Genomic DNA, 19,034 nt, shown 5'->3' on the forward strand with positions numbered 1-19,034 from the left:
GGTTGAGTTCAAAATTTAGCCGGGAGTATAACGCCCTGCGTTGATGGCGCGTTGGGGATCGTTCTTCCGGCAGGCCTGCCGAACAAAGACCAATGGGGACAGGGATTTATCCCCGCAGGGTTGCGAAGCAACACCGATCAGCAAACGCAATCAACCTGATGGACCGAAGTATCGAGTCTCAGGGCCGCTTCGCGCCCCAGCGGGGATAAGTCCCCTCGCCACAGGGGCTGGTGTCAGTTCCTGAAAAAATAAATCGTTAGCCCCCTACAGAAAGCGAGCCAGCGTGCGATAAGACAGATGGCACGAAAAAGGTGATATCACTTTGGTTTTTCTGTCACCAGCAAATGGTAACCTTTGCCCGTTCGTCCGTCCTTCTGCGACTTGATGTCGCACACTATGGAGCTTCACCAGAAAATACAGCCATGCCTGCGTGCAATGAAGGCTGAGGGTGACGCGTGGCTGACGGACCATTCCAATAATTGGGGGATACACAATGAGCACGAGCATCACGGCAGGCGGCGTCGCCGACCAGCCAGCGTTCCTCTCCAAGGAACGTATCATCGCCAAGCCCGGTTTCAACCGGTGGCTGGTTCCACCGGCCGCACTGGCCATTCACCTGTGCATCGGCATGGCCTACGGCTTCTCGGTGTTCTGGCTGCCACTGTCCAAAGCCTTGGGTATTTCCAAGCCTGTGGCCTGTGCTCCGGATATGAGCTTCATCTCGCAAGTCTTTTCGTCCCAATGTGACTGGCCGATCTCGATGCTCGGCTGGATCTACACCCTGTTCTTCATTTTCCTGGGTTGCTCGGCAGCCATCTGGGGCGGCTGGCTGGAACACGCCGGGCCGCGCAAGGCCGGTGTTGTATCGGCGTTGTGCTGGTGCGGTGGCCTGGTGATTTCTGCGCTGGGTATCTATACCCACCAGATCTGGTTGATGTGGCTCGGTTCCGGCGTGATCGGCGGTATCGGCCTGGGGCTAGGCTACATCTCCCCGGTGTCGACCCTGATCAAGTGGTTCCCGGACAAACGCGGCATGGCCACCGGCATGGCGATCATGGGTTTCGGCGGTGGTGCGATGGTCGGTGCTCCGCTGGCTGCTGCGCTGATGAGCCATTTCGCTTCGCCAACCGGCGTGGGCGTATGGCAGAGCTTCCTGGTCATGGCCGCGATCTACTTCGTGTTCATGATCGGTGGCGCCTTGTCGTACCGCGTTCCACCAACCGGCTGGAAGCCTGAAGGCTGGACCCCGGCACCGAAGAAAGCCGCGAACGCGATGATCACCCATCGCCACGTTCACGTGAACGTGGCCTGGAAGACCCCGCAGTTCCGTCTGGTATGGCTGGTGCTGTGCCTGAACGTATCCGCCGGTATCGGCATCCTCGGCATGGCTTCGCCACTGTTGCAGGAAGTGTTCGGCGGCAAGTTGCTCGGCAATGACCTGCCTTTCGGTCAGCTGGACGCCGTGCAACTGGGCCAGATCGCGGCCATCGCGGCCGGTTTCACCGGTCTGCTGAGCCTGTTCAACATTGGCGGCCGGTTCTTCTGGGCATCCTTCTCGGATTACCTGGGTCGCAAAAACACCTATTTCGTGTTCTTCGCCCTGGGCTTTGCCCTGTACGCGCTGATCCCGAACCTCGGTCACCTGGGCAGCGTCGCGCTGTTCGTGGCGGCGTTCTGCATCATCCTGTCGATGTACGGCGGCGGTTTCGCCACTGTGCCGGCCTACCTGGCGGACCTGTTCGGTACGCAAATGGTCGGCGCGATCCACGGTCGCCTGTTGACCGCATGGGCGGCGGCGGGCGTGCTGGGTCCGGTATTGGTGAACTACCTGCGTGAATATCAACTGAGCATCGGCGTTGAACGTGCCGCGGCCTATGACATCACCTTGTACATCCTCGCCGGCCTGCTGGTGCTGGGCTTCCTGTGCAACCTGCTGGTCCGTCCGGTCGCCGACAAGTACTTCATGACCGACGCCGAACTGGCCGCCGAACAGGCGCTGGGCCATGACAAGGGCGCCGACAGCACCACTTCGCTGGAGTGGAAAGCGGCGCCAGGCACCAAACCCCTGGCAATCGCCGCCTGGCTGGTGGTGGGCATTCCGTTGGCGTGGGGTGTGTGGGTGACCCTGCAGAAGACGGCGGTGTTGTTCCACTAAGACCGTTGCCCTGGCCATCAGGCCAGGGCAACTCTTATGGGAGCTTGTGTGGGAGCGAGCTTGCTCGCGATGAGGGTGTGTCAGTCGACATCATGGTCGGCTGGCCCACCGCTATCGCGAGCAAGCTCGCTCCCACAGTCGTTTTGGGTGATGGCAAAGACTTGTATGGACATGTCTATCACCGACAGCCCGGGATTCAGCCCGTCAGTGATGTCACCTCTTGTGTTTCTGTTTGCCGCTCGCGCCCCTATAATGGCTGCCTTTTTCGCCCAATGATTTTGCGGAGCTGGTGATGGCCGAACGTAAGGCGTCTGTCGAGCGCGACACTCTGGAAACCCAGATCAAAGCCTCGATCAACCTGGATGGCACCGGAAAGGCCCGGTTTGATATCGGTGTACCTTTTCTTGAGCACATGCTGGACCAGATCGCCCGTCACGGGCTGATCGACCTGGACATCGTCAGCAAGGGTGACCTGCATATCGATGACCACCACACGGTGGAGGACGTCGGTATCACCTTGGGGCAAGCCTTTACCAAAGCCATCGGCGACAAGAAGGGCATCCGTCGCTACGGCCATGCCTACGTGCCGCTCGATGAAGCGCTGTCGCGGGTGGTCATCGACTTCTCCGGCCGCCCGGGCCTGCAGATGCATGTGCCGTATACCCGTGCCACCGTCGGCGGCTTCGACGTCGACCTGTTCCAGGAATTCTTCCAGGGCTTCGTCAACCACGCCAACGTGACCCTGCACATCGACAACCTGCGCGGGCACAACACCCACCACCAGATCGAAACCGTGTTCAAGGCTTTCGGCCGCGCGCTGCGCATGGCCGTCGAGCTCGATGACCGCATGGCCGGCCAGATGCCTTCCACCAAGGGCGTCCTGTAATGCAGACGGTCGCGGTTATCGACTACGGCATGGGCAACCTGCACTCGGTGGCCAAGGCCCTCGAGCACGTGGGCGCCGGCAAGGTGCTGATCACCAGCGATGCCGACGTGATTCGCGAAGCCGACCGGGTAGTGTTCCCCGGCGTCGGTGCGATTCGCGATTGCATGGCCGAGATTCGTCGCCTGGGCTTCGACAAGCTGGTGCACGAAGTCAGCCAGGACCGTCCGTTCCTCGGTATCTGCGTGGGCATGCAAGCCTTGCTCGAACACAGCGAAGAGAACGACGGCGTCGATTGCATTGCCATGTTCCCAGGCCAGGTGAAGTTTTTCGGCAAGGGCCTGCATGAAGACGGCGAGCACCTGAAAGTCCCGCACATGGGCTGGAACGAAGTGAAGCAGACGGTGGATCACCCGCTGTGGCACAACATCCCGGACCTGGCGCGCTTCTACTTCGTGCACAGCTACTACATCGCCGCCGGCAATGCGCGGCAGGTGGTGGGCAGCGGCCACTATGGCGTCGATTTCGCCGCGGCCCTGGCCGATGGTTCGCGCTTCGCCGTGCAGTTCCACCCCGAGAAGAGCCATACCCATGGCCTGCAACTGTTGCAGAACTTCGCGGCGTGGGATGGGCGCTGGTAATGGCCCGCAAGAAACCGCCGATCCTCAGCCTCACATCCGAGCAGGAGAGTGAAGCGAACCGCAAGATCCAGCGGTTCATGGAGGAACGTTTCGAGCTGGACCTGGGCTCGTTCGAAGCGGCGGAAATTCTTGACCTGTTTACCCGCGAAATTGCTCCGCACTATTACAACAGGGCGATTTTCGATGTGCAGACGCACCTTAAAGAAAGGTTCGAAAGCATTGAAAGCGACTTGTGGGCGCTCGAGAAAAACTGATTTTCGAGCCAAGCTGAATATTCGTATTTGAAGGTTTGCCAGATGCTGATTATCCCCGCTATCGATCTCAAGGACGGCGCTTGCGTACGTCTGCGCCAGGGCCGCATGGAAGACTCCACGGTGTTTTCCGATGACCCGGTGAGCATGGCCGCCAAGTGGGTGGAGGGCGGCTGCCGTCGCCTGCATCTGGTCGACCTGAACGGCGCCTTCGAAGGGCAGCCGGTCAATGGCGAAGTGGTCACGGCCATTGCCAAGCGCTACCCGAACCTGCCGATCCAGATCGGCGGCGGCATCCGCTCGCTGGAAACCATCGAGCACTACGTCAAGGCTGGCGTGAGCTACGTGATCATCGGCACCAAGGCCGTGAAGGAGCCCGAGTTCGTGGCTGAAGCGTGCCGCGCCTTCCCGGGCAAGGTCATCGTTGGCCTGGACGCAAAAGATGGTTTCGTCGCCACTGACGGCTGGGCTGAAGTCAGTACCGTACAGGTGATCGACCTGGCCAAGCGTTTCGAAGCCGACGGCGTGTCTGCCATCGTCTACACCGACATCGCCAAAGACGGCATGATGCAGGGCTGCAATGTCCCGTTCACCGCCGCCCTGGCTGCAGCGACGAAGATCCCGGTGATCGCTTCCGGTGGCATCCACAACCTGGGTGACATCAAGGCACTGCTCGACGCCAAGGCACCGGGCATCATCGGTGCGATCACCGGTCGCGCGATCTACGAAGGCACCCTGGACGTCGCCGAGGCCCAGGCCTTCTGCGATACCTATAAAGGCTGAGGACTCACCATGGCGCTGGCCAAACGCATCATCCCTTGCCTGGACGTGGACAACGGCCGGGTGGTCAAGGGCGTCAAGTTCGAGAACATCCGTGATGCCGGCGACCCGGTGGAAATCGCCCGTCGCTACGACGAACAGGGTGCGGACGAGATCACCTTCCTCGACATCACGGCCAGCGTCGATGGCCGCGATACCACGCTCCATACCGTCGAACGCATGGCCAGCCAGGTGTTCATCCCGCTGACCGTGGGCGGTGGCGTGCGCACCGTGCAGGACATCCGCAACCTGCTCAATGCCGGTGCCGACAAGGTGTCGATCAACACCGCGGCGGTGTTCAACCCGGAATTCGTCGGTGAAGCGGCCCAGCACTTCGGTTCGCAGTGCATCGTCGTCGCCATCGACGCGAAGAAGGTCTCCGGCCCTGGCGAAACCCCGCGCTGGGAGATCTTCACCCACGGCGGTCGCAAACCCACGGGCCTCGACGCCGTCGAGTGGGCGAAGAAGATGGAAGGCCTGGGCGCCGGTGAAATCCTGCTGACCAGCATGGACCAGGACGGCATGAAAAACGGCTTCGACCTCGGTGTGACCCGCGCCATCAGCGATGCCCTGGGCATTCCGGTGATCGCTTCCGGCGGCGTCGGCAACCTGCAACACCTGGCCGACGGGATTATCGAGGGCCATGCCAGCGCGGTGTTGGCGGCGAGCATTTTCCACTTTGGCGAATACACCGTGCCGGAAGCCAAGGCCTACATGGCGCATCGCGGTATCTGCGTTCGCTGACCGCTGGACACCATGGCGGGCCCAAGGCACTCTTGGGCACACCATGGATTGCGGTAGCCCGACATGCTCAAACGCCTCGTTCTTGCCTTTGCCGGTGCCACGTTGCTGCTCGCTGGCACTGTCCGCGCCGCTGATACATCGCTGGTGTTGCTGACGGAAAACTTCCCCCCGTACAACATGGCCAAGAACGGCAAGAACTTCGCCCAGGACGAGAACATCCATGGCATTGCCGTGGACATCGTCCGGGAAATATTCAAGCGCGCCGATATCTCCTACAGCCTGACGCTGCGTTTCCCCTGGGAGCGCATCTACAAACTCGCCTTGGAAAACCCTGGCTACGGCGTGTTTGTCATGGCGCGGTTGCCGGAGCGTGAGAAGCTGTTCAAATGGGTCGGGCCCATCGGTCCGGATGACTGGATCATGCTCGCCAAGTCCGACAGCAAGATCGCCCTCGACTCGCTGGGGCAGGCGCGCCAGTACAAGATCGGTGCCTACAAGGGCGACGCGATTGCCGAGACATTGGCCAAGCAAGGGCTGAAGCCGATTGTCGTGTTACGCGATCAGGACAACGCCCGGAAACTGGTCAACGGCCAGATCGATCTGTGGGCCACCGGGGATCCTGCCGGGCGTTACCTGGCACGTCAGGAAGGGGTGAACGATCTCAAGACCGTGCTGCGCTTCAACAGTGCCGAGCTGTACCTGGCCTTGAACAAGGACGTGCCCGACGACGTGGTCGCCCGGCTTCAAAAGGCCCTGGATGAACTGCGCAAGGAAGGTGAAGTGGACGCGATCATGGCGCGGTATCTCTAAGGCTGTACCCGCCGCACTGCCGTCATCGTCGGATCGCTGCCCGGAGCAAGCTCGCTCCCACAGGTATCGGGGCGAACCCAGATACTGCATTCACCACAGATAAAAATGTGGGAGCGAGCCTGCTCGCGAATGCGGTGGATCAGCTTGCAGAGATGTTGAATGTGCAGCCTTCATCGTCGGATCGCCGCCCGGAGCAAGCTCGCTCCCACAGGGGATCTGCGGTGAACACAAGTCTTGTGCCCGATGCAGAACCACTGTGGGAGCGAGCTTGCTCCGGGCGGCGATCCGACGATGGCGGCGACGCGGTCAGCCGCTACCGATAAACCCCATCTTTCCCATGCCCGAGCATCGCCCGGTTGCTGCGCAGGCTGATCATCGACTTGATGTCGATCCATTCGATGCCCTGGGCCTTGAGCTGGGGTAGCTCGCGTTCGAGCACCGCCAGGGTCTGTGGGTAGGGATGGCCGATCATCACGGCCGAGCCTTGCCGGCGGGCCAGGTCGATGGCGGTCTGGAGCTGGTGGGTGATGGCGGCTTCGGTGCGCTCGTCGTCCAGGAACACGTCCCGCGACACACTGGCGAGGCCGATCTTCTGCGCCTCGGCGGCGGCGACGGTCTGGGCGCTGGTGCGGCTGTCGACGAAAAACTTGTGTCGCTGTTGCAAGTTCGCCATCAACCACGCCATGGCCTGGGGCTGGGCAGTCATGCGGCTGCCCATGTGGTTGTTGATCCCGCTGGTATAAGGCACGGCCGCGAACGCCGCGTCGAGGCGCTTGCCCAGTTCTTCGATGGGCAGCTCCGGGTGCCAGGCGAACGGCCCCGTGGCCGGGTCCATGGGCATGTGCAGCATGACCAGTTTGCCGGCGCGATGGGCTTCGCGGGCAAATTCGGCGGCGTGGGGTGTGTCGGGCATGATCGCGGCGGTGACCGGGCCGGGGAGGGCCAGTACCCGGCGGTCCCGAGGCAGGTTTTGCCCCAGGTCGTCGATGATCAGGCTCAGGTAGGCCTTGGGCGGCGAGGAAGGTGTGGCGGGCGCCGCGTTAACGGCCCCCGCCAGCAGGCACAGCAGGACGAAGGTGAAACGCAGGCCCATCTCAGCGGCCGGACGTGATGTTCAACCCTTTGAGCAGGCTCAGGGCCTGGGCCAACTGGTAGTCGTCATCCTGTGGCATTGGCTTGGCCTTGCCACCGGAACCGGTCGGTTTGTCGGCGCCGCCGTTGCCATTGCCCAGGTGACCTTGCAGGTCGGCTTCCTTGAAGTATTCGCTGTCCTGCTCGTTGGTGATCTTGGCCTTGCGCACCTCGATGTCCGGAACGATGCCCTGGGCCTGGATCGAGCGACCGTTGGGCGTGAAGTACAGCGCGGTGGTGATCTTCAGGGCGCGGTCGTTGTTCAGGGGCAATACGGTTTGCACCGAGCCTTTGCCGAAACTGGTGGTGCCCATGACCACGCCGCGCTTCTGATCCTGCAGGGCGCCGGCGACGATTTCCGAGGCCGAGGCGCTGCCGCCGTTGATCAGCACCACCAATGGCACCGCTTCGCTCAGGTCGTTGCCGGTGGCCGAGAAACGCAGCTCGGAATTGGCGATGCGGCCCTTGGTGTAGACGATCAGGCCCTTGGTGATGAAGTGATCCACCACTTCCACCGCCGATTGCAGCACGCCGCCGGGGTTGTTGCGCAGGTCCAGGACCAGGCCGTTGAGTTTCTTGCCGTTGTCCTTGCGCATCTTGGCCAGGGCCTTGGCGACTTCTTCGCCGGTCTTGACCTGGAATTGGGTAATGCGGATATAACCGTAGCCCGACTCCAGCAGCTGGCTCTTCACACTCTTGACCTGGATGACCGCGCGCGTGAGGGTCACGTCGAACGGCGCGCCACCGTCGCGCACCAGGGTCAGGGTGATCTTCTGGCCGATCTTGCCGCGCATCTTGTCCACGGCTTCGGTCATGCTCTGGCCGCGCGTCGGCTGGCCGTTGATCTTGACGATGAAGTCACCGGCCTGGATGCCGGCCTTGGAGGCGGGCGTGTCGTCGATCGGCGAAACCACTTTGACGAAACCGTCTTCGCTGCCGACCTCGATGCCCAGGCCGCCGAATTCGCCGCTGGTGCTTTCCTGCAGCTCGGCAAAATCTTCCGGCCCCAGGTAGGCCGAATGCGGATCAAGGTTGCTGAGCATGCCTTTGATGGCGTTCTCCAGCAGTACCTTGTCGTCCACCGGTTCGACATAGGCGGCCTTGATCCGGTCCATGACTTCGGCAAAGGTGCGCAGTTCGTCCAGCGGCAGCGGGGCCTTGGTGGTCGCGGCTGTGGCGGCGGGTGCCGACGGGGCCGGTTCGGCGGCGAAAGCCAGGGGCGCACCGATCACCAGGGCGATCGTCAGGGCCAGCGAGGTAAGGCGGGACAAATGCAGCATGTCGAACGAACTCCTTAATAGGATGGGCGCGCTTATCCTTGCGCACGACACCATTGGGCCGGGTCACTGGGGCGACCCTGCTGACGAATAGCGAAATACAGTGCTGGCGTATCCTGCCCGCCACTGTTACCGACCGTGGAGATGGACTCACCGGCCTTGACCACATCCCCCGCGGACTTGAGCAGCGTCTGGTTGTGGCCGTACAGGCTCAAATAACCGTTGCCGTGATCCAGGATCACCAGCAGGCCGGCGCCGCGCAGCCAGTCAGCGAAGACCACGCGCCCGCCATGCACGGCATGCACCTGGCTGCCGGCGGAGGCGCTGATCATCACGCCGTCCCACTTGGTGCGGGTGTCGTCGCCGCGGGTTTCACCGAAGCGCGCAAGCAGTCGACCATTGACCGGCCATGGAAGTTTGCCCCGCGCCGACGCAAAAGCGCCGCCGAAGGTTTCGCCATCACTGGAAACCAGCGCGCCGGGACTTGATTTCACCGGCTTGCGCGGCGCATCGCCGGCGTCCGCGTCGGCCTGGGCTTCACGCAAACGCTTTTTTTCGGCTTCCTGCTGGGCGATCAGCGCTTTCTGGCGCGCTTCTTCTGCCTCTCGGGCCTGGCGGGCCAGGGTTTCTTCGATGGTTTTCAACACATTGGCCAGTTCGGCCTGGTCCTGCTCGCGGGCCTTGAGTTTGCTGTCGCGGGCCTTCACGTCATCATTGAGCTTGGCCAGGGCCACCTGGCGTTCCTTGCGAACCTTCTCCAGTGCTTCGCGCTGGGTGTCGAGGCTGCTTTTCTGCACCAGCAACTGGGCTTGCTGCAGTTCGATGTCTTTTTCGACATTGGCTAGTTGGCGCAGGGTTTCGTTGAAGTTCTTGAGCTGTTCCAGGCGGGCCTGGCTCAGGTAGTCGTAATAAGTCAGGGTGCGGGCGAATTTCTCGGGGTTCTGCTGGTTGAGCAACAGCTTGAGATATTCCTGGCGGCCGTTCTGGTAGGCGGCCCGAGCCTGGATGGCGATCAGCTTTTGCTGTTCAGTGCGCGCGCTCTGGAGTTTTTTTTTCTCTCCATCGAGTCGCTGCAGCTCGGATTCGCTTTTCTTCAGCTCTTTTTGCAGGGCCTCGACCTGTTTCTCCAGATTGCCCATCTCGGTCTCGGTGCCGCGCAGGTCTTTCTGCACGCTGGATTTCTCTTCCTGCAACTTGCCCAGCAGCTTTTTCAGCTCGGCAATGTCCTGGCGCGTGGCTTCCAACTGCTGTTGGGTTTGCGCGCGCTCGTCGGCGAAGGCCGGTTGGAGCAAGCAGGTCAGAGCGAGGGCTATCAGGACGCGAAGCATAGAGGCGGGCGACACCAGGGAAAGGGACGGCCTAGTATGCCCGCCCCAGGCTGCAAAAAAAACGCCCATTTGGGGCTGTGTGATAACTGGCCCAAAAAACACCTTGAACCCTGTGGGAGCGAGCTTGCTCGCGATGAGGCCATGACATCCAACATAGATGTTGACTGTAATGCCGCTATCGCGAGCAAGCTCGCTCCCACATTGGTAAGTGTTGGGTCAGACCAGGATCGAAGTCCCGGTCATCTCCGCCGGTTTCTCCATGCCCAGCAACATCAGCATGGTCGGCGCGACATCGGCCAGCACGCCGCCGTCGCGGACCTTGAAGTTGCGCTTGCCGACATAGATGAACGGCACCGGCTCGGTGGTGTGGGCGGTGTGGGCCTGGCCGGTGGATTCGTCGGACATCTGCTCGACGTTGCCGTGGTCGGCCGTGATCAGGGCTTCGCCGCCGACCTTTTCCAGGGCTTCGACGATGCGGCCAACGCAGGTGTCCAGGCATTCCACGGCCTTGACCGCCGCCTCGAACACGCCGCTGTGGCCCACCATGTCGCCGTTGGCGTAGTTGACCACGATCACGTCGTAACGCTGGTTTTCAATGGCCTCGACGATGCGGTCGGTCACTTCCGGCGCGCTCATCTCCGGTTGCAGGTCGTAGGTGGCGACTTTTGGCGAAGGGATCAGGATGCGTTCTTCGCCTGGGAAAGGCTCTTCACGGCCGCCGGAGAAAAAGAACGTCACGTGGGCGTACTTTTCGGTTTCGGCGATGCGCAGTTGGGTCTTGCCGTTCTTCGCCAGGTAGTCGCCCAGCACGTTTTCCAGGCTGCCGGCGGCGAAGGCCGATGGCGCGGGGATGCTGGCGGCGTATTGGGTCAGCATCACGAAACCGGCCAGTTTCGGCTGGCGAGCGCGTTCGAATTCCTTGAAGTCGTCTTCGACAAACACGCGGGTCAGTTCGCGGGCGCGGTCGGCGCGGAAGTTCATGAACACCACGGCATCGCCGTCTTCTACCTTGACCGGCTCACCGAGGGTGGTGGCCTTGACGAACTCGTCGCTTTCACCGCGCTCATAGGCGGCTTGCAGGCCTTCCTGGGCGGTGGCGGCGTTGAACTCGGCTTTGCCGTCGACGATCAGGTTGTAGGCCTGGGCCACGCGGTCCCAGCGGTTGTCGCGGTCCATGGCGTAGTAGCGGCCGATAATGCTGGCGATGCGCCCCTTGCCGAGGGCCTGGAACGCGGCGTCCAGCAGTTCGATCGACGAGGTGGCGCTTTTCGGCGGGGTGTCGCGGCCATCGAGGAACGCGTGCAGATAGATCTTCTCGGCACCGCGCTTGAAGGCCAGTTCGGCCATGGCAATCAAGTGGTCCTGGTGGCTGTGCACGCCACCGTCGGACAGCAGGCCCATGAAATGCACGGCCTTGCCGGCAGCCACGGCTTTATCCACGGCGGCGCAGATGGTCGGGTTTTCGAAAAACTCACCGTCGCGGATCGCTTTGGTCACGCGAGTGAAGTCCTGGTACACCACGCGGCCGGCGCCGAGGTTCATGTGGCCGACTTCGGAGTTGCCCATCTGCCCGTCCGGCAGGCCGACGTCCATGCCGCTGCCGGAAATCAGGCCGTTGGGCACGGTGGCCCACAAGCGGTCCAGTACAGGCTTTTTGGCCGAATACACGGCGTTGGATTCGTGGCTGTCACTGTGACCGAAGCCGTCGAGAATCATCAGGACCAAAGGTTTAGGCGTGGTAGTCATGGAATCCACTCGTGGCGGGTTAAAAGAAGACGATGCAAAAGGGACGGGCAGTTTAAAGGTAAGTTCCGACGGCGTCACCGCCGGGCGGGGTTTGGCCGGCCTTGCGTGCTGTGTATACTGGCCGACATTTTAACGCCCTGGAACCTCCTTCGATGGTTGCTCACCTGATTGAATTTGCCACTAACCACTACATTCTCGTCGGTATCTTCGTCGTACTGCTGGCGTTGCTGGTAGCCCATACGATACAGGGTGGCGGTCGCAGCCTGAGTACCGGCGAGCTGACGGCGCTGGTCAACAAGGATGCCGGCGTGGTGGTGGACATCCGCCCGAGCAAGGATTACGCCGCCGGCCACATTGTCGGGGCGGTGAATATCCCCCAGGACAAACTGATCGCCCGGATCGGCGAGCTGGAAAAACACAAGACCAAGACGCTGATCCTGGTAGATGCCCAAGGCCAGCACGCCGGCACCCACGCCCGCGAGCTGATGAAGTCCGGTTTCACCGCTGCCAAGCTGTCCGGCGGTGTTGCGAGCTGGAAAGCCGACAATCTGCCCCTGGTGAAGTGAAATGTCCCACGTCGTTGTCTATTCCAGCGATTACTGCCCCTATTGTTCCAGAGCCAAGTTCCTGCTCCAGAACAAAGGCGTGGCCTTCGAAGAGATCAAGGTCGACGGCAAGCCGCAACTGCGCGCCGAAATGGCCCAGAAGGCCGGGCGCACGTCCGTGCCGCAGATCTGGATCGGCAGCACCCACGTGGGCGGTTGCGATGATCTGTTCGCCCTGGAGCGCGCCGGCAAGCTCGACGCACTGCTCAAGGCCTGAATTTTCCTATTAATAGAACCTGAAAGTAAGAAGGATCTGCGATGACTGACCAACAGAACACAGCTGCCACTGAAGAAGAAGCCGCACCGCAATTCTCCTTGCAGCGCATTTATGTCCGTGACCTGTCCTTCGAAGCCCCGAAAAGCCCGGCGATCTTTCGCCAGCAGTGGGAGCCGAGCGTAGGCCTGGACCTGAACACACGCCAGAAAGCCCTGGAAGATGACTTCCACGAAGTGGTGCTGACCCTGTCGGTTACCGTGAAAAACGGTGACGAAGTGGCGTTCATCGCCGAAGTGCAACAGGCCGGGATCTTCCTGATCAAGAATCTGGATGCCGCTTCGATGAGCCACACCCTCGGCGCGTTCTGCCCGAACATCCTGTTCCCTTACGCCCGCGAAACCCTGGACAGCCTGGTGACCCGCGGTTCGTTCCCGGCCCTGATGCTGGCCCCGGTGAACTTCGATGCCCTGTATGCGCAAGAACTGCAGCGCATGCAGCAAGAAGGCGACGCGACCGTTCAGTAAGCGGCACGGTCGGGCATAGCGTCCGTCAGCCGAGCACAAAACCTGTGGGAGCGAGCCCTGTGGGAGCCGAGCTTGCTCGCGATGAACGATGACGCGGTTTTGCAGTTGAACCGTGTCGACTTCATCGCGAGCAAGCTCGGCTCTTACAGGCTAGCTCCCACAGGTGTTTCTGGCGGGCAGGAAGGGCTCAGGCGAAGCCGTTCTGCCGCCACGCCTCATAAACCGCCACCGCCACGGTATTGGACAGGTTCAGGCTGCGGCAGCCTTCGCGCATCGGCAGGCGCAGGCGCTGGTCGGCGGGCAGGGCGTCCAGCACCTCGGCCGGCAGGCCACGGCTTTCCGGGCCGAACAGGAACGCATCTCCGGCGACAAAGCTGGCGTCATGGAACGGCCGCGAACCCTTGGTGGTAAAGGCGAACAGGCGCGGATGCCCGAGGCTTTCCAGACAGCTGGCAAGGTCGGCGTGACGCTGCAAGGTGGCATACTCGTGATAGTCGAGACCGGCACGGCGCAGGCGCTTGTCGTCCATGTCGAAGCCCAGCGGTTCGATCAAATGCAGGTGGCAGCCGCTGTTGGCGCACAACCTGATGACGTTGCCGGTATTCGGCGGAATTTCCGGTTGAAAAAGGATGACGTGAAACATGCACGGCTCCGCAGATGAAGATGAGCGGCATTCTACGCCGCAAACCGACCGACGTTCGAAGCTAATGCCTCGGGTGATGGGTTCGTTGGCGATCTTCGGCATGATGGTCGGATTGATGATCGGACGCCTGACCACGCCCGAACCGAGCGTGCTGCAGCAGGTCGAGGTGATTGACGGTGGGGTGGTGGCCTGGTTCAACACCGAACCCAAGCTGCACGGGGAAGTCATCGACGGCTCGGTGGCGCTGTTGTTCGAAGCGCAAGGTCGGCCGCAGAAGGGCCAGCTCAAGCTCAACGGCAAGGACGTGAACTGGCGGGTGCGGTTGAGTGACAAAGGGGTTTTGCTGACGCTGGTGGCGGCGCGTCCGTTGCGCGGGACGTGGACCGCCAGCGAGGTCGATGACCGCTGGCGGCTGGAGGTCCGTCTCCAGGAGCAATAAAAGAGGGAATCCCCGGCCTGCCTATACCAAGGTCCCCAAAACGGGAGGGCTTACCGCGAAGGTCCAGCCCTGGTGTAAAGAAGGGAAACCTTGACCTGCCTGTATCAAGGCCCCCAAAACAGTGGGCTCGATGAGCCCGGTATAAAATGGGGAATCCCCGGCCTGCCTGTACCAAGGTCCCCGAAACTGGGTAGTGATTGGGTTATTGCAGGGGGCGTGCCAGTTTTAAATGGCTTGTCACAAAAAATCTGCTGAAGAAGCGAAAAGCCCCGTATTCCGGGGCTTTTGTTTTTATTTGTGCATTTTTTTTTGAGCTGGATCGATTGGTTTTGGCTCGTTGTGCATGCGCAATTGCGGTTCGCAGTGCATTGATGCGGTGCACACAGTCCTTTAAAAAGCATCGTCGGATCGCCGCCCGGAGCAAGCTCGCTCCCACAGGGGATCTGCGGTGAACACAAATTTTGTGCCTGATGCAGAACCATTGTGGGAGCGAGCTTGCTCGCGATTGGCCTTCAAGATCAGCGAAGGGTTAAAGGCCGATCAGCCCTCATCCCCGTCATCATCATCCCCACCGTCGACCTTCATCCCCAATTCCTTGATCTTGCGGGTCAAGGTATTGCGGCCCCAGCCCAGCAGCACGGCGGCGTCGCGGCGGCGGCCGGCGGTGTGCTTGAGGGCGGTTTCGATCATGATCCGCTCGAAGGCCGGTACGGCGCTGTCCAACAGGCTCGACTGGCCGCGAGACAGGGCCTGGTCGGCCCACTGGCGCAGGGCTTGCTCCCAGTTGGTCACCGGGGCCGAATCCTGCGGCAGGCTCAACAACTCCGGCGGCAGGTCGCTGATGTGCACTTCGCGCCCCGAAGCCATCACCGTGATCCAGCGGCAGGTGTTTTCCAACTGACGCACGTTGCCCGGCCACGGCAGGTTTTTGAGGTATTCCTCGGTTTCGCTCTTGAGCAGCTTGGGCTCGACCGCCAGTTCCTGGGCCGCGCGGCTGAGGAAGTGCCGGGCCAGGGTCGGGATGTCTTCGCGACGGTCCGCCAGGCGCGGGATATGAATGCGGATCACGTTCAGGCGGTGGAACAAGTCCTCACGGAATTTGCCGGCGTGAACCAGGGTTTCCAGGTTCTGGTGCGTCGCGGCGATGATGCGCACGTCCACCTTGACCGGCGTATGCCCGCCCACCCGGTAGAACTCGCCATCGGCCAGCACGCGCAGCAAGCGGGTCTGGGTGTCGGCCGGCATGTCGCCGATTTCGTCGAGGAACAATGTGCCGCCGTCGGCTTGCTCGAAGCGCCCGCGCCGCAGGTTGGCCGCGCCGGTGAACGCACCTTTTTCGTGGCCGAACAGCTCGGACTCCATCAGGTCCTTGGGAATCGCGGCCATGTTCAGCGCGATGAACGGCGATGCCGCCCGTGGGCTGTGACGGTGCAGGGCGTGGGCCACCAGTTCTTTACCGGTGCCCGACTCGCCGTTGATCAGCACGGTGATGTTGGAGTGGCTCAGGCGCCCGATGGCGCGAAACACTTCCTGCATCGCCGGCGCTTCGCCGATGATTTCCGGGGTGCGGGCCAGGGCCGGCACCTCTTCCATGCCCTGTTGTTCCTGGGCATGTTGATTGGCGCGCTTGACCAGGGACACGGCTTCATCGACGTCGAACGGCTTGGGCAGGTATTCGAAAGCGCCGCCCTGGTAGGACGCCACGGCGCTGTCCAGGTCGGAATGGGCGGTCATGATGATCACCGGCAGTCGCGGATGCTGTTCGCGAATCCGCGCCAGCAGGTCCAGGCCGCTGGCGCCAGGCATGCGGATGTCGGAGATGATGACGTCCGGTTGCTGACGCGCCAGGCGACTCATCACCCCATCGGCGCTGTCGAAGCTCTGGGTGGTCATGCCTTCCTGTTGCAAGGCTTTTTCCAGGACCCAACGGATAGAACGGTCGTCATCGACGATCCACACGGTTTCACTACGGCTCATGTCGATGTGGCTCCTTGTTCCAGTGGCAGGAAGATCGAGAAAGTGGTGTGGCCGGGGTGGCTTTCACACTCGATCAAGCCCTGATGCTGACTGATGATGTTCTGGGTAATGGCCAGGCCCAGCCCGGTACCGTCCGGGCGGCCGCTGACCATGGGAAAAAAGATGGTTTCCTGCAGTTCGGCAGGGATGCCCGGGCCGTTGTCGATGATTTCGATCTTGGTCACCAGGCGATGGCGCACATGGCCAATGGTGAACTGGCGCATGGCGCGGGTGCGCAGGCTGATGCGACCCAGGCGCAGCTCGTTCTGGCTGCTGATGGCTTGCATCGCGTTGCGCACGATGTTCAGCACGGCCTGGATCATCTGCTCGCGGTCGATCAAGACATCGGGAATGCTCGGGTCATAGTCGCGCACCAACGTGATGCAGCCTTGGCTTTCGGCTTCCACCAGGCTGCTGACGCGCTCCAGCACTTCATGGACGTTGCACATCGCCAGCGATGGCAGCTTGTTCGAGCCGAGCATGCGGTCCACCAGGTTCCGAAGGCGGTCGGCTTCTTCGATGATGACGTTGGTGTAGTCCTTGAGGCTTTCTTCCGGCAGTTCGCGGGCGAGCAACTGCGCCGCGCCACGAATCCCGCCGAGGGGGTTCTTGATCTCGTGGGCCAGGCCACGCACCAGCATCTTGCTGGTTTCCTGCTTGGACAGTTGCGCCTCTTCCTTGGTGATGCGCAGCAAGCGATCACGCGGGTGGACTTCCAGCAGCAGCAGGGTGGCGCCGTTGTTCAGGATCGGTGTAACCGCGTAGTCCACGGTCAGGGTCTGGCCCGTCAGCGCGGTGAGCATCGCTTCGCGCTTGGTGAACGGATGGGCCTGTTCCACCGCCTGGCGCAAGGAATTGAGCGCTTCGGCGGATTCGGTGAACAACTCGCTGATGAACTGCCCGTGGCTGCGCTGGCCACTGACGGCCAGGAGCATCTCTGCCGCCGGGTTCATGTACTCGAGGCGCAGTTCGGCGTCGAGCAGGATGGTCGCGGTAGTGAGGTTGTCGAGCAGCAAGCGGTGTAGTGCGTCGCTAATGGTCATCAGGACCTCTTTTGGAGCGTAGCAACTGGGGACCGGTCCCAAATTGCGCGCGCGATTGATGCGCTATTGCCAGGAAAATGCAAAAACCAAACCAAGGCTCCGAAAAGAAGCGTTTAGAGCCTCAAAAGGGTGTTTTTCGCCCTGTCGCGTGGCGTTCTGCCAGCTTTTTCGGGTACTTTCGAACCAAAATGGGTTTAAAAACTGAGTAGCGTGCAATGGATTGCACCAATATAGTGCGCCAGCCTGAGCAGCATCAGAAGAACGGCAAGATGCTGCTTTTTTCTTCTTCAGGTTTTTCGGCGAGGGGACACTCGGGGCGTTGACCGTAATCGGCCAGGGCGCAGGGTTTGATGCGGCGCTTTTGCGCCAGGGACATGCGTTGCATGTGGAAGGGCTGGTTGGCGGTGCGTTCGACGATGCGGTCCTGCTCATCGAGGATTTCTACCGCCAGGTGATGCGTGCCTCGATCGATGTTGCTCAAGGCAAACACCGGGCTCGGCCCCGGCGCGCCTGTTGGCTGGCCATCGAGCAACAGGCGATAGCGGTGGCCCTTTTTCAGGCCGGGTTCGCTGGTGACGCTGACGATCAGTTCGCCTGCGGTGCTGCGAATCGTCGCGTCCGGCTCGGGTATCAACAGTCGGAGCATTTCGTAATGAAACAGGGGCTCGGGCCGGGCTTCGGGCTCGGGCGCCGAGGTTGTGCTCGGGGGCGGCGTCGACATCCGGTTGCTGGGTGGCAGTTGGACTTTCTTCGCATTGCCGGGGCGCGGCTGATCGGTGAAGACGCGATTACCCTGGGCATCGATGTAGGTGTAGACCTGCGCCACCCCAGGCAGCGCCGCCAGTGCCAGGCTGAGCGCGAGCAACCAGCGGATCATGGCTGGTGCACCCGCTGTACGGTGAAGGTCACGGTCTCGCTTTGTTGCACGAGGGTATCCCCGTCGATGACTTGAACCGCCAGGCTGTGCTCGCCTCGATCGATGTTCATCAATTGCAGGCGCGGCACGTTGGACGGCTGGCCGTAGGGTTGGCCGTCCAGCAACAACCGGAACAGATGCGGGCTCTGCAGGCGCGGTTGTGCCCGGACGCCAACGGTGAAAGTGCCATTGTTGGCGCGCAGGGCTTCGTCGGTGGGGATGTCCGTCAGTTCCAATATCTCGTAGGCATTGCGCGGCTCGTCGCTGTTGGCGGGGGCTGGTGGTGTGTTCGGGCTGGCTGGGGATTGGCGTTCGATGCTGTTGAGCGGCGGCAACTCCACCGTCTGGGCCGGTACGCCTTGGGGCGGCTGGTTGCTGTAGGCGGTGTTGCCCTCGGCGTCGGTGTACTTGTAGATCTGCGCGGCGGCGGGCAGTGCCAACAGCAACAACAGGATGATTGGAAAACCACGACCCATGGAAAATCGACCGAAAACTAAAAGTGATGGGTTGCAGCATAGGTCAGGGCGGAGGGTTGGCCCAAGTTGTTGTGTTACATGCGCCTCCTGTGGGAGCGGGCTTGCTCGCGAATGCGGTGTGTCAGCTTGCATCGGTATCGACTGTGCCGCCGCCTTCGCGAGCAGGCTCGCTCCCACAGGGGATCTGCTGTGAGCGCAAATCTTGTGCCCGATGCAGAGCCACTGTGGGAGCGAGCCTGCTCGCGAAAGCGGTATGTCAGTCACTGAGATGTTGGCTGTGCCGGCCTCATCGCGAGCAAGCCCGCTCCCACAGGAGATCTGCTGTGAACACAAATCTTGTGTCCGATGCAGAACCACTGTGGGAGCGAGC

At 61.7% G+C, this 19,034-nt stretch carries 20 protein-coding genes; 11 read left to right on the plus strand and 9 right to left on the minus strand.

The features are described from left to right. Nucleotides 1-493 precede the first annotated feature (493 nt). From LQ215_RS07695 to LQ215_RS07725, 7 genes are all read left to right on the plus strand, one after another. Nucleotides 494-2,155, plus strand: a complete 1,662-nt coding sequence (locus LQ215_RS07695; RefSeq protein WP_230148567.1) for an OFA family MFS transporter — start codon at nt 494-496, stop codon at nt 2,153-2,155. Between the two features lie 292 nt (nt 2,156-2,447). Continuing rightward, on the plus strand, nt 2,448-3,041 hold the full coding sequence (gene hisB / locus LQ215_RS07700) for an imidazoleglycerol-phosphate dehydratase HisB (RefSeq protein ID WP_003186751.1): 594 nt from the start codon (nt 2,448-2,450) through the stop codon (nt 3,039-3,041). Next, entirely contained in the window at nt 3,041-3,679 is a 639-nt protein-coding gene (gene hisH / locus LQ215_RS07705; protein ID WP_003196824.1) for an imidazole glycerol phosphate synthase subunit HisH, read from the plus strand. The genes hisB and hisH overlap by 1 nt, the downstream gene beginning before the upstream one ends. Next, on the plus strand, nt 3,679-3,933 hold the full coding sequence (locus tag LQ215_RS07710) for a DUF2164 domain-containing protein (protein ID WP_230148568.1): 255 nt from the start codon (nt 3,679-3,681) through the stop codon (nt 3,931-3,933). Before hisH ends, LQ215_RS07710 begins: the two co-directional genes overlap by 1 nt. A 42-nt stretch (nt 3,934-3,975) precedes the next feature. Further along, a complete protein-coding gene (gene hisA, locus LQ215_RS07715; RefSeq protein WP_003196828.1) occupies nt 3,976-4,713 on the plus strand; it encodes a 1-(5-phosphoribosyl)-5-[(5-phosphoribosylamino)methylideneamino]imidazole-4-carboxamide isomerase in 738 nt (245 codons plus the stop codon). A 9-nt stretch (nt 4,714-4,722) separates the two neighbouring features. Further along, the gene (gene hisF, locus LQ215_RS07720) at nt 4,723-5,493 is read left to right on the plus strand and encodes an imidazole glycerol phosphate synthase subunit HisF (RefSeq protein WP_003186747.1); all 771 of its coding nucleotides are present in this window, start codon (nt 4,723-4,725) and stop codon (nt 5,491-5,493) included. Nucleotides 5,494-5,556: 63 nt separating this feature from the next. Next, nucleotides 5,557-6,303 carry a substrate-binding periplasmic protein gene (locus LQ215_RS07725; RefSeq protein ID WP_230148569.1) on the plus strand — a complete coding sequence of 249 codons (747 nt, stop codon included), beginning with the start codon at nt 5,557-5,559 and terminating at the stop codon, nt 6,301-6,303. A 313-nt stretch (nt 6,304-6,616) separates the two neighbouring features. On the opposite strand, the gene LQ215_RS07730 is transcribed toward LQ215_RS07725, so the two are convergent. The 4 genes from LQ215_RS07730 to gpmI all read right to left on the minus strand — a co-directional run bounded on the left by LQ215_RS07730 (nt 6,617) and on the right by gpmI (nt 11,785). Next, the gene (locus LQ215_RS07730) at nt 6,617-7,396 is read right to left on the minus strand and encodes a divergent polysaccharide deacetylase family protein (RefSeq protein ID WP_230148570.1); all 780 of its coding nucleotides are present in this window, start codon (nt 7,394-7,396) and stop codon (nt 6,617-6,619) included. 1 nt (nt 7,397) lies between these two features. Then, nucleotides 7,398-8,714, minus strand: a complete 1,317-nt coding sequence (locus LQ215_RS07735; protein WP_230148571.1) for a S41 family peptidase — start codon at nt 8,712-8,714, stop codon at nt 7,398-7,400. Nucleotides 8,715-8,746: 32 nt separating this feature from the next. Next, on the minus strand, nt 8,747-10,039 hold the full coding sequence (locus LQ215_RS07740) for a murein hydrolase activator EnvC family protein (RefSeq protein WP_230148572.1): 1,293 nt from the start codon (nt 10,037-10,039) through the stop codon (nt 8,747-8,749). Nucleotides 10,040-10,255: 216 nt separating this feature from the next. Beyond that, complete coding sequence (gpmI, locus tag LQ215_RS07745) at nt 10,256-11,785, minus strand: 2,3-bisphosphoglycerate-independent phosphoglycerate mutase (protein WP_230148573.1); 1,530 nt, start codon at nt 11,783-11,785, stop codon at nt 10,256-10,258. Between the two features lie 152 nt (nt 11,786-11,937). On the opposite strand from gpmI, the gene LQ215_RS07750 reads away from it, so the two are divergent. The 3 genes from LQ215_RS07750 to secB are packed head-to-tail and all read left to right on the plus strand — an operon-like array spanning nt 11,938 to nt 13,131. Beyond that, nucleotides 11,938-12,351, plus strand: a complete 414-nt coding sequence (locus LQ215_RS07750) for a rhodanese-like domain-containing protein (protein WP_230148574.1) — start codon at nt 11,938-11,940, stop codon at nt 12,349-12,351. 1 nt (nt 12,352) lies between these two features. Continuing rightward, complete coding sequence (gene grxC, locus LQ215_RS07755) at nt 12,353-12,607, plus strand: glutaredoxin 3 (protein WP_230148575.1); 255 nt, start codon at nt 12,353-12,355, stop codon at nt 12,605-12,607. Nucleotides 12,608-12,648: 41 nt separating this feature from the next. After that, a complete protein-coding gene (secB, locus tag LQ215_RS07760; protein WP_230148576.1) occupies nt 12,649-13,131 on the plus strand; it encodes a protein-export chaperone SecB in 483 nt (160 codons plus the stop codon). Between the two features lie 187 nt (nt 13,132-13,318). On the opposite strand, the gene trmL is transcribed toward secB, so the two are convergent. Further along, on the minus strand, nt 13,319-13,774 hold the full coding sequence (trmL, locus tag LQ215_RS07765; RefSeq protein ID WP_003196848.1) for a tRNA (uridine(34)/cytosine(34)/5-carboxymethylaminomethyluridine(34)-2'-O)-methyltransferase TrmL: 456 nt from the start codon (nt 13,772-13,774) through the stop codon (nt 13,319-13,321). Between trmL and LQ215_RS07770 the strand changes: the two genes are divergently transcribed. Next, complete coding sequence (locus tag LQ215_RS07770) at nt 13,773-14,213, plus strand: hypothetical protein (protein WP_230148578.1); 441 nt, start codon at nt 13,773-13,775, stop codon at nt 14,211-14,213. The genes trmL and LQ215_RS07770 overlap by 2 nt on opposite strands. A gap of 540 nt (nt 14,214-14,753) precedes the next feature. Here the strand turns inward: LQ215_RS07770 and ntrC are convergent. The 4 genes from ntrC to LQ215_RS07790 form a co-directional block, all read right to left on the minus strand. Continuing rightward, nucleotides 14,754-16,190 (minus strand): nitrogen regulation protein NR(I), encoded by a 1,437-nt coding sequence (ntrC, locus tag LQ215_RS07775; RefSeq protein ID WP_058546238.1) that lies wholly within the window; start codon nt 16,188-16,190, stop codon nt 14,754-14,756. Further along, nucleotides 16,187-17,272, minus strand: a complete 1,086-nt coding sequence (glnL, locus tag LQ215_RS07780; protein ID WP_053117539.1) for a nitrogen regulation protein NR(II) — start codon at nt 17,270-17,272, stop codon at nt 16,187-16,189. The genes ntrC and glnL overlap by 4 nt, the downstream gene beginning before the upstream one ends. Nucleotides 17,273-17,525: 253 nt before the next feature. Next, on the minus strand, nt 17,526-18,149 hold the full coding sequence (locus tag LQ215_RS07785; RefSeq protein WP_230148580.1) for a DUF4124 domain-containing protein: 624 nt from the start codon (nt 18,147-18,149) through the stop codon (nt 17,526-17,528). Beyond that, on the minus strand, nt 18,146-18,664 hold the full coding sequence (locus LQ215_RS07790) for a DUF4124 domain-containing protein (RefSeq protein WP_230148582.1): 519 nt from the start codon (nt 18,662-18,664) through the stop codon (nt 18,146-18,148). Before LQ215_RS07790 ends, LQ215_RS07785 begins: the two co-directional genes overlap by 4 nt. Between the last annotated feature and the right edge of the window lie 370 nt (nt 18,665-19,034).

Origin of the sequence: Pseudomonas brassicacearum, assembly GCF_918698105.1 — a bacterium.
Taxonomy (GTDB): Bacteria; Pseudomonadota; Gammaproteobacteria; order Pseudomonadales; family Pseudomonadaceae; genus Aquipseudomonas; species Aquipseudomonas brassicacearum_F.

Bases quoted from the DNA above. Each gene is read 5' to 3' on its own strand.
- LQ215_RS07785 (WP_230148580.1), bottom strand. From the start codon at position 18,149: ATGATCCGCTGGTTGCTCGCGCTCAGCCTGGCACTGGCGGCGCTGCCT.
- grxC (WP_230148575.1), top strand. From the start codon at position 12,353: ATGTCCCACGTCGTTGTCTATTCCAGCGATTACTGCCCCTATTGTTCC.
- hisB (WP_003186751.1), top strand. From the start codon at position 2,448: ATGGCCGAACGTAAGGCGTCTGTCGAGCGCGACACTCTGGAAACCCAG.
- LQ215_RS07735 (WP_230148571.1), bottom strand. From the start codon at position 8,714: ATGCTGCATTTGTCCCGCCTTACCTCGCTGGCCCTGACGATCGCCCTG.
- LQ215_RS07790 (WP_230148582.1), bottom strand. From the start codon at position 18,664: ATGGGTCGTGGTTTTCCAATCATCCTGTTGTTGCTGTTGGCACTGCCC.
- LQ215_RS07710 (WP_230148568.1), top strand. From the start codon at position 3,679: ATGGCCCGCAAGAAACCGCCGATCCTCAGCCTCACATCCGAGCAGGAG.
- gpmI (WP_230148573.1), bottom strand. From the start codon at position 11,785: ATGACTACCACGCCTAAACCTTTGGTCCTGATGATTCTCGACGGCTTC.
- LQ215_RS07750 (WP_230148574.1), top strand. From the start codon at position 11,938: ATGGTTGCTCACCTGATTGAATTTGCCACTAACCACTACATTCTCGTC.
- LQ215_RS07740 (WP_230148572.1), bottom strand. From the start codon at position 10,039: ATGCTTCGCGTCCTGATAGCCCTCGCTCTGACCTGCTTGCTCCAACCG.
- LQ215_RS07695 (WP_230148567.1), top strand. From the start codon at position 494: ATGAGCACGAGCATCACGGCAGGCGGCGTCGCCGACCAGCCAGCGTTC.
- hisF (WP_003186747.1), top strand. From the start codon at position 4,723: ATGGCGCTGGCCAAACGCATCATCCCTTGCCTGGACGTGGACAACGGC.
- secB (WP_230148576.1), top strand. From the start codon at position 12,649: ATGACTGACCAACAGAACACAGCTGCCACTGAAGAAGAAGCCGCACCG.
- glnL (WP_053117539.1), bottom strand. From the start codon at position 17,272: ATGACCATTAGCGACGCACTACACCGCTTGCTGCTCGACAACCTCACT.
- LQ215_RS07730 (WP_230148570.1), bottom strand. From the start codon at position 7,396: ATGGGCCTGCGTTTCACCTTCGTCCTGCTGTGCCTGCTGGCGGGGGCC.
- hisH (WP_003196824.1), top strand. From the start codon at position 3,041: ATGCAGACGGTCGCGGTTATCGACTACGGCATGGGCAACCTGCACTCG.
- ntrC (WP_058546238.1), bottom strand. From the start codon at position 16,190: ATGAGCCGTAGTGAAACCGTGTGGATCGTCGATGACGACCGTTCTATC.
- trmL (WP_003196848.1), bottom strand. From the start codon at position 13,774: ATGTTTCACGTCATCCTTTTTCAACCGGAAATTCCGCCGAATACCGGC.
- LQ215_RS07770 (WP_230148578.1), top strand. From the start codon at position 13,773: ATGCACGGCTCCGCAGATGAAGATGAGCGGCATTCTACGCCGCAAACC.
- LQ215_RS07725 (WP_230148569.1), top strand. From the start codon at position 5,557: ATGCTCAAACGCCTCGTTCTTGCCTTTGCCGGTGCCACGTTGCTGCTC.
- hisA (WP_003196828.1), top strand. From the start codon at position 3,976: ATGCTGATTATCCCCGCTATCGATCTCAAGGACGGCGCTTGCGTACGT.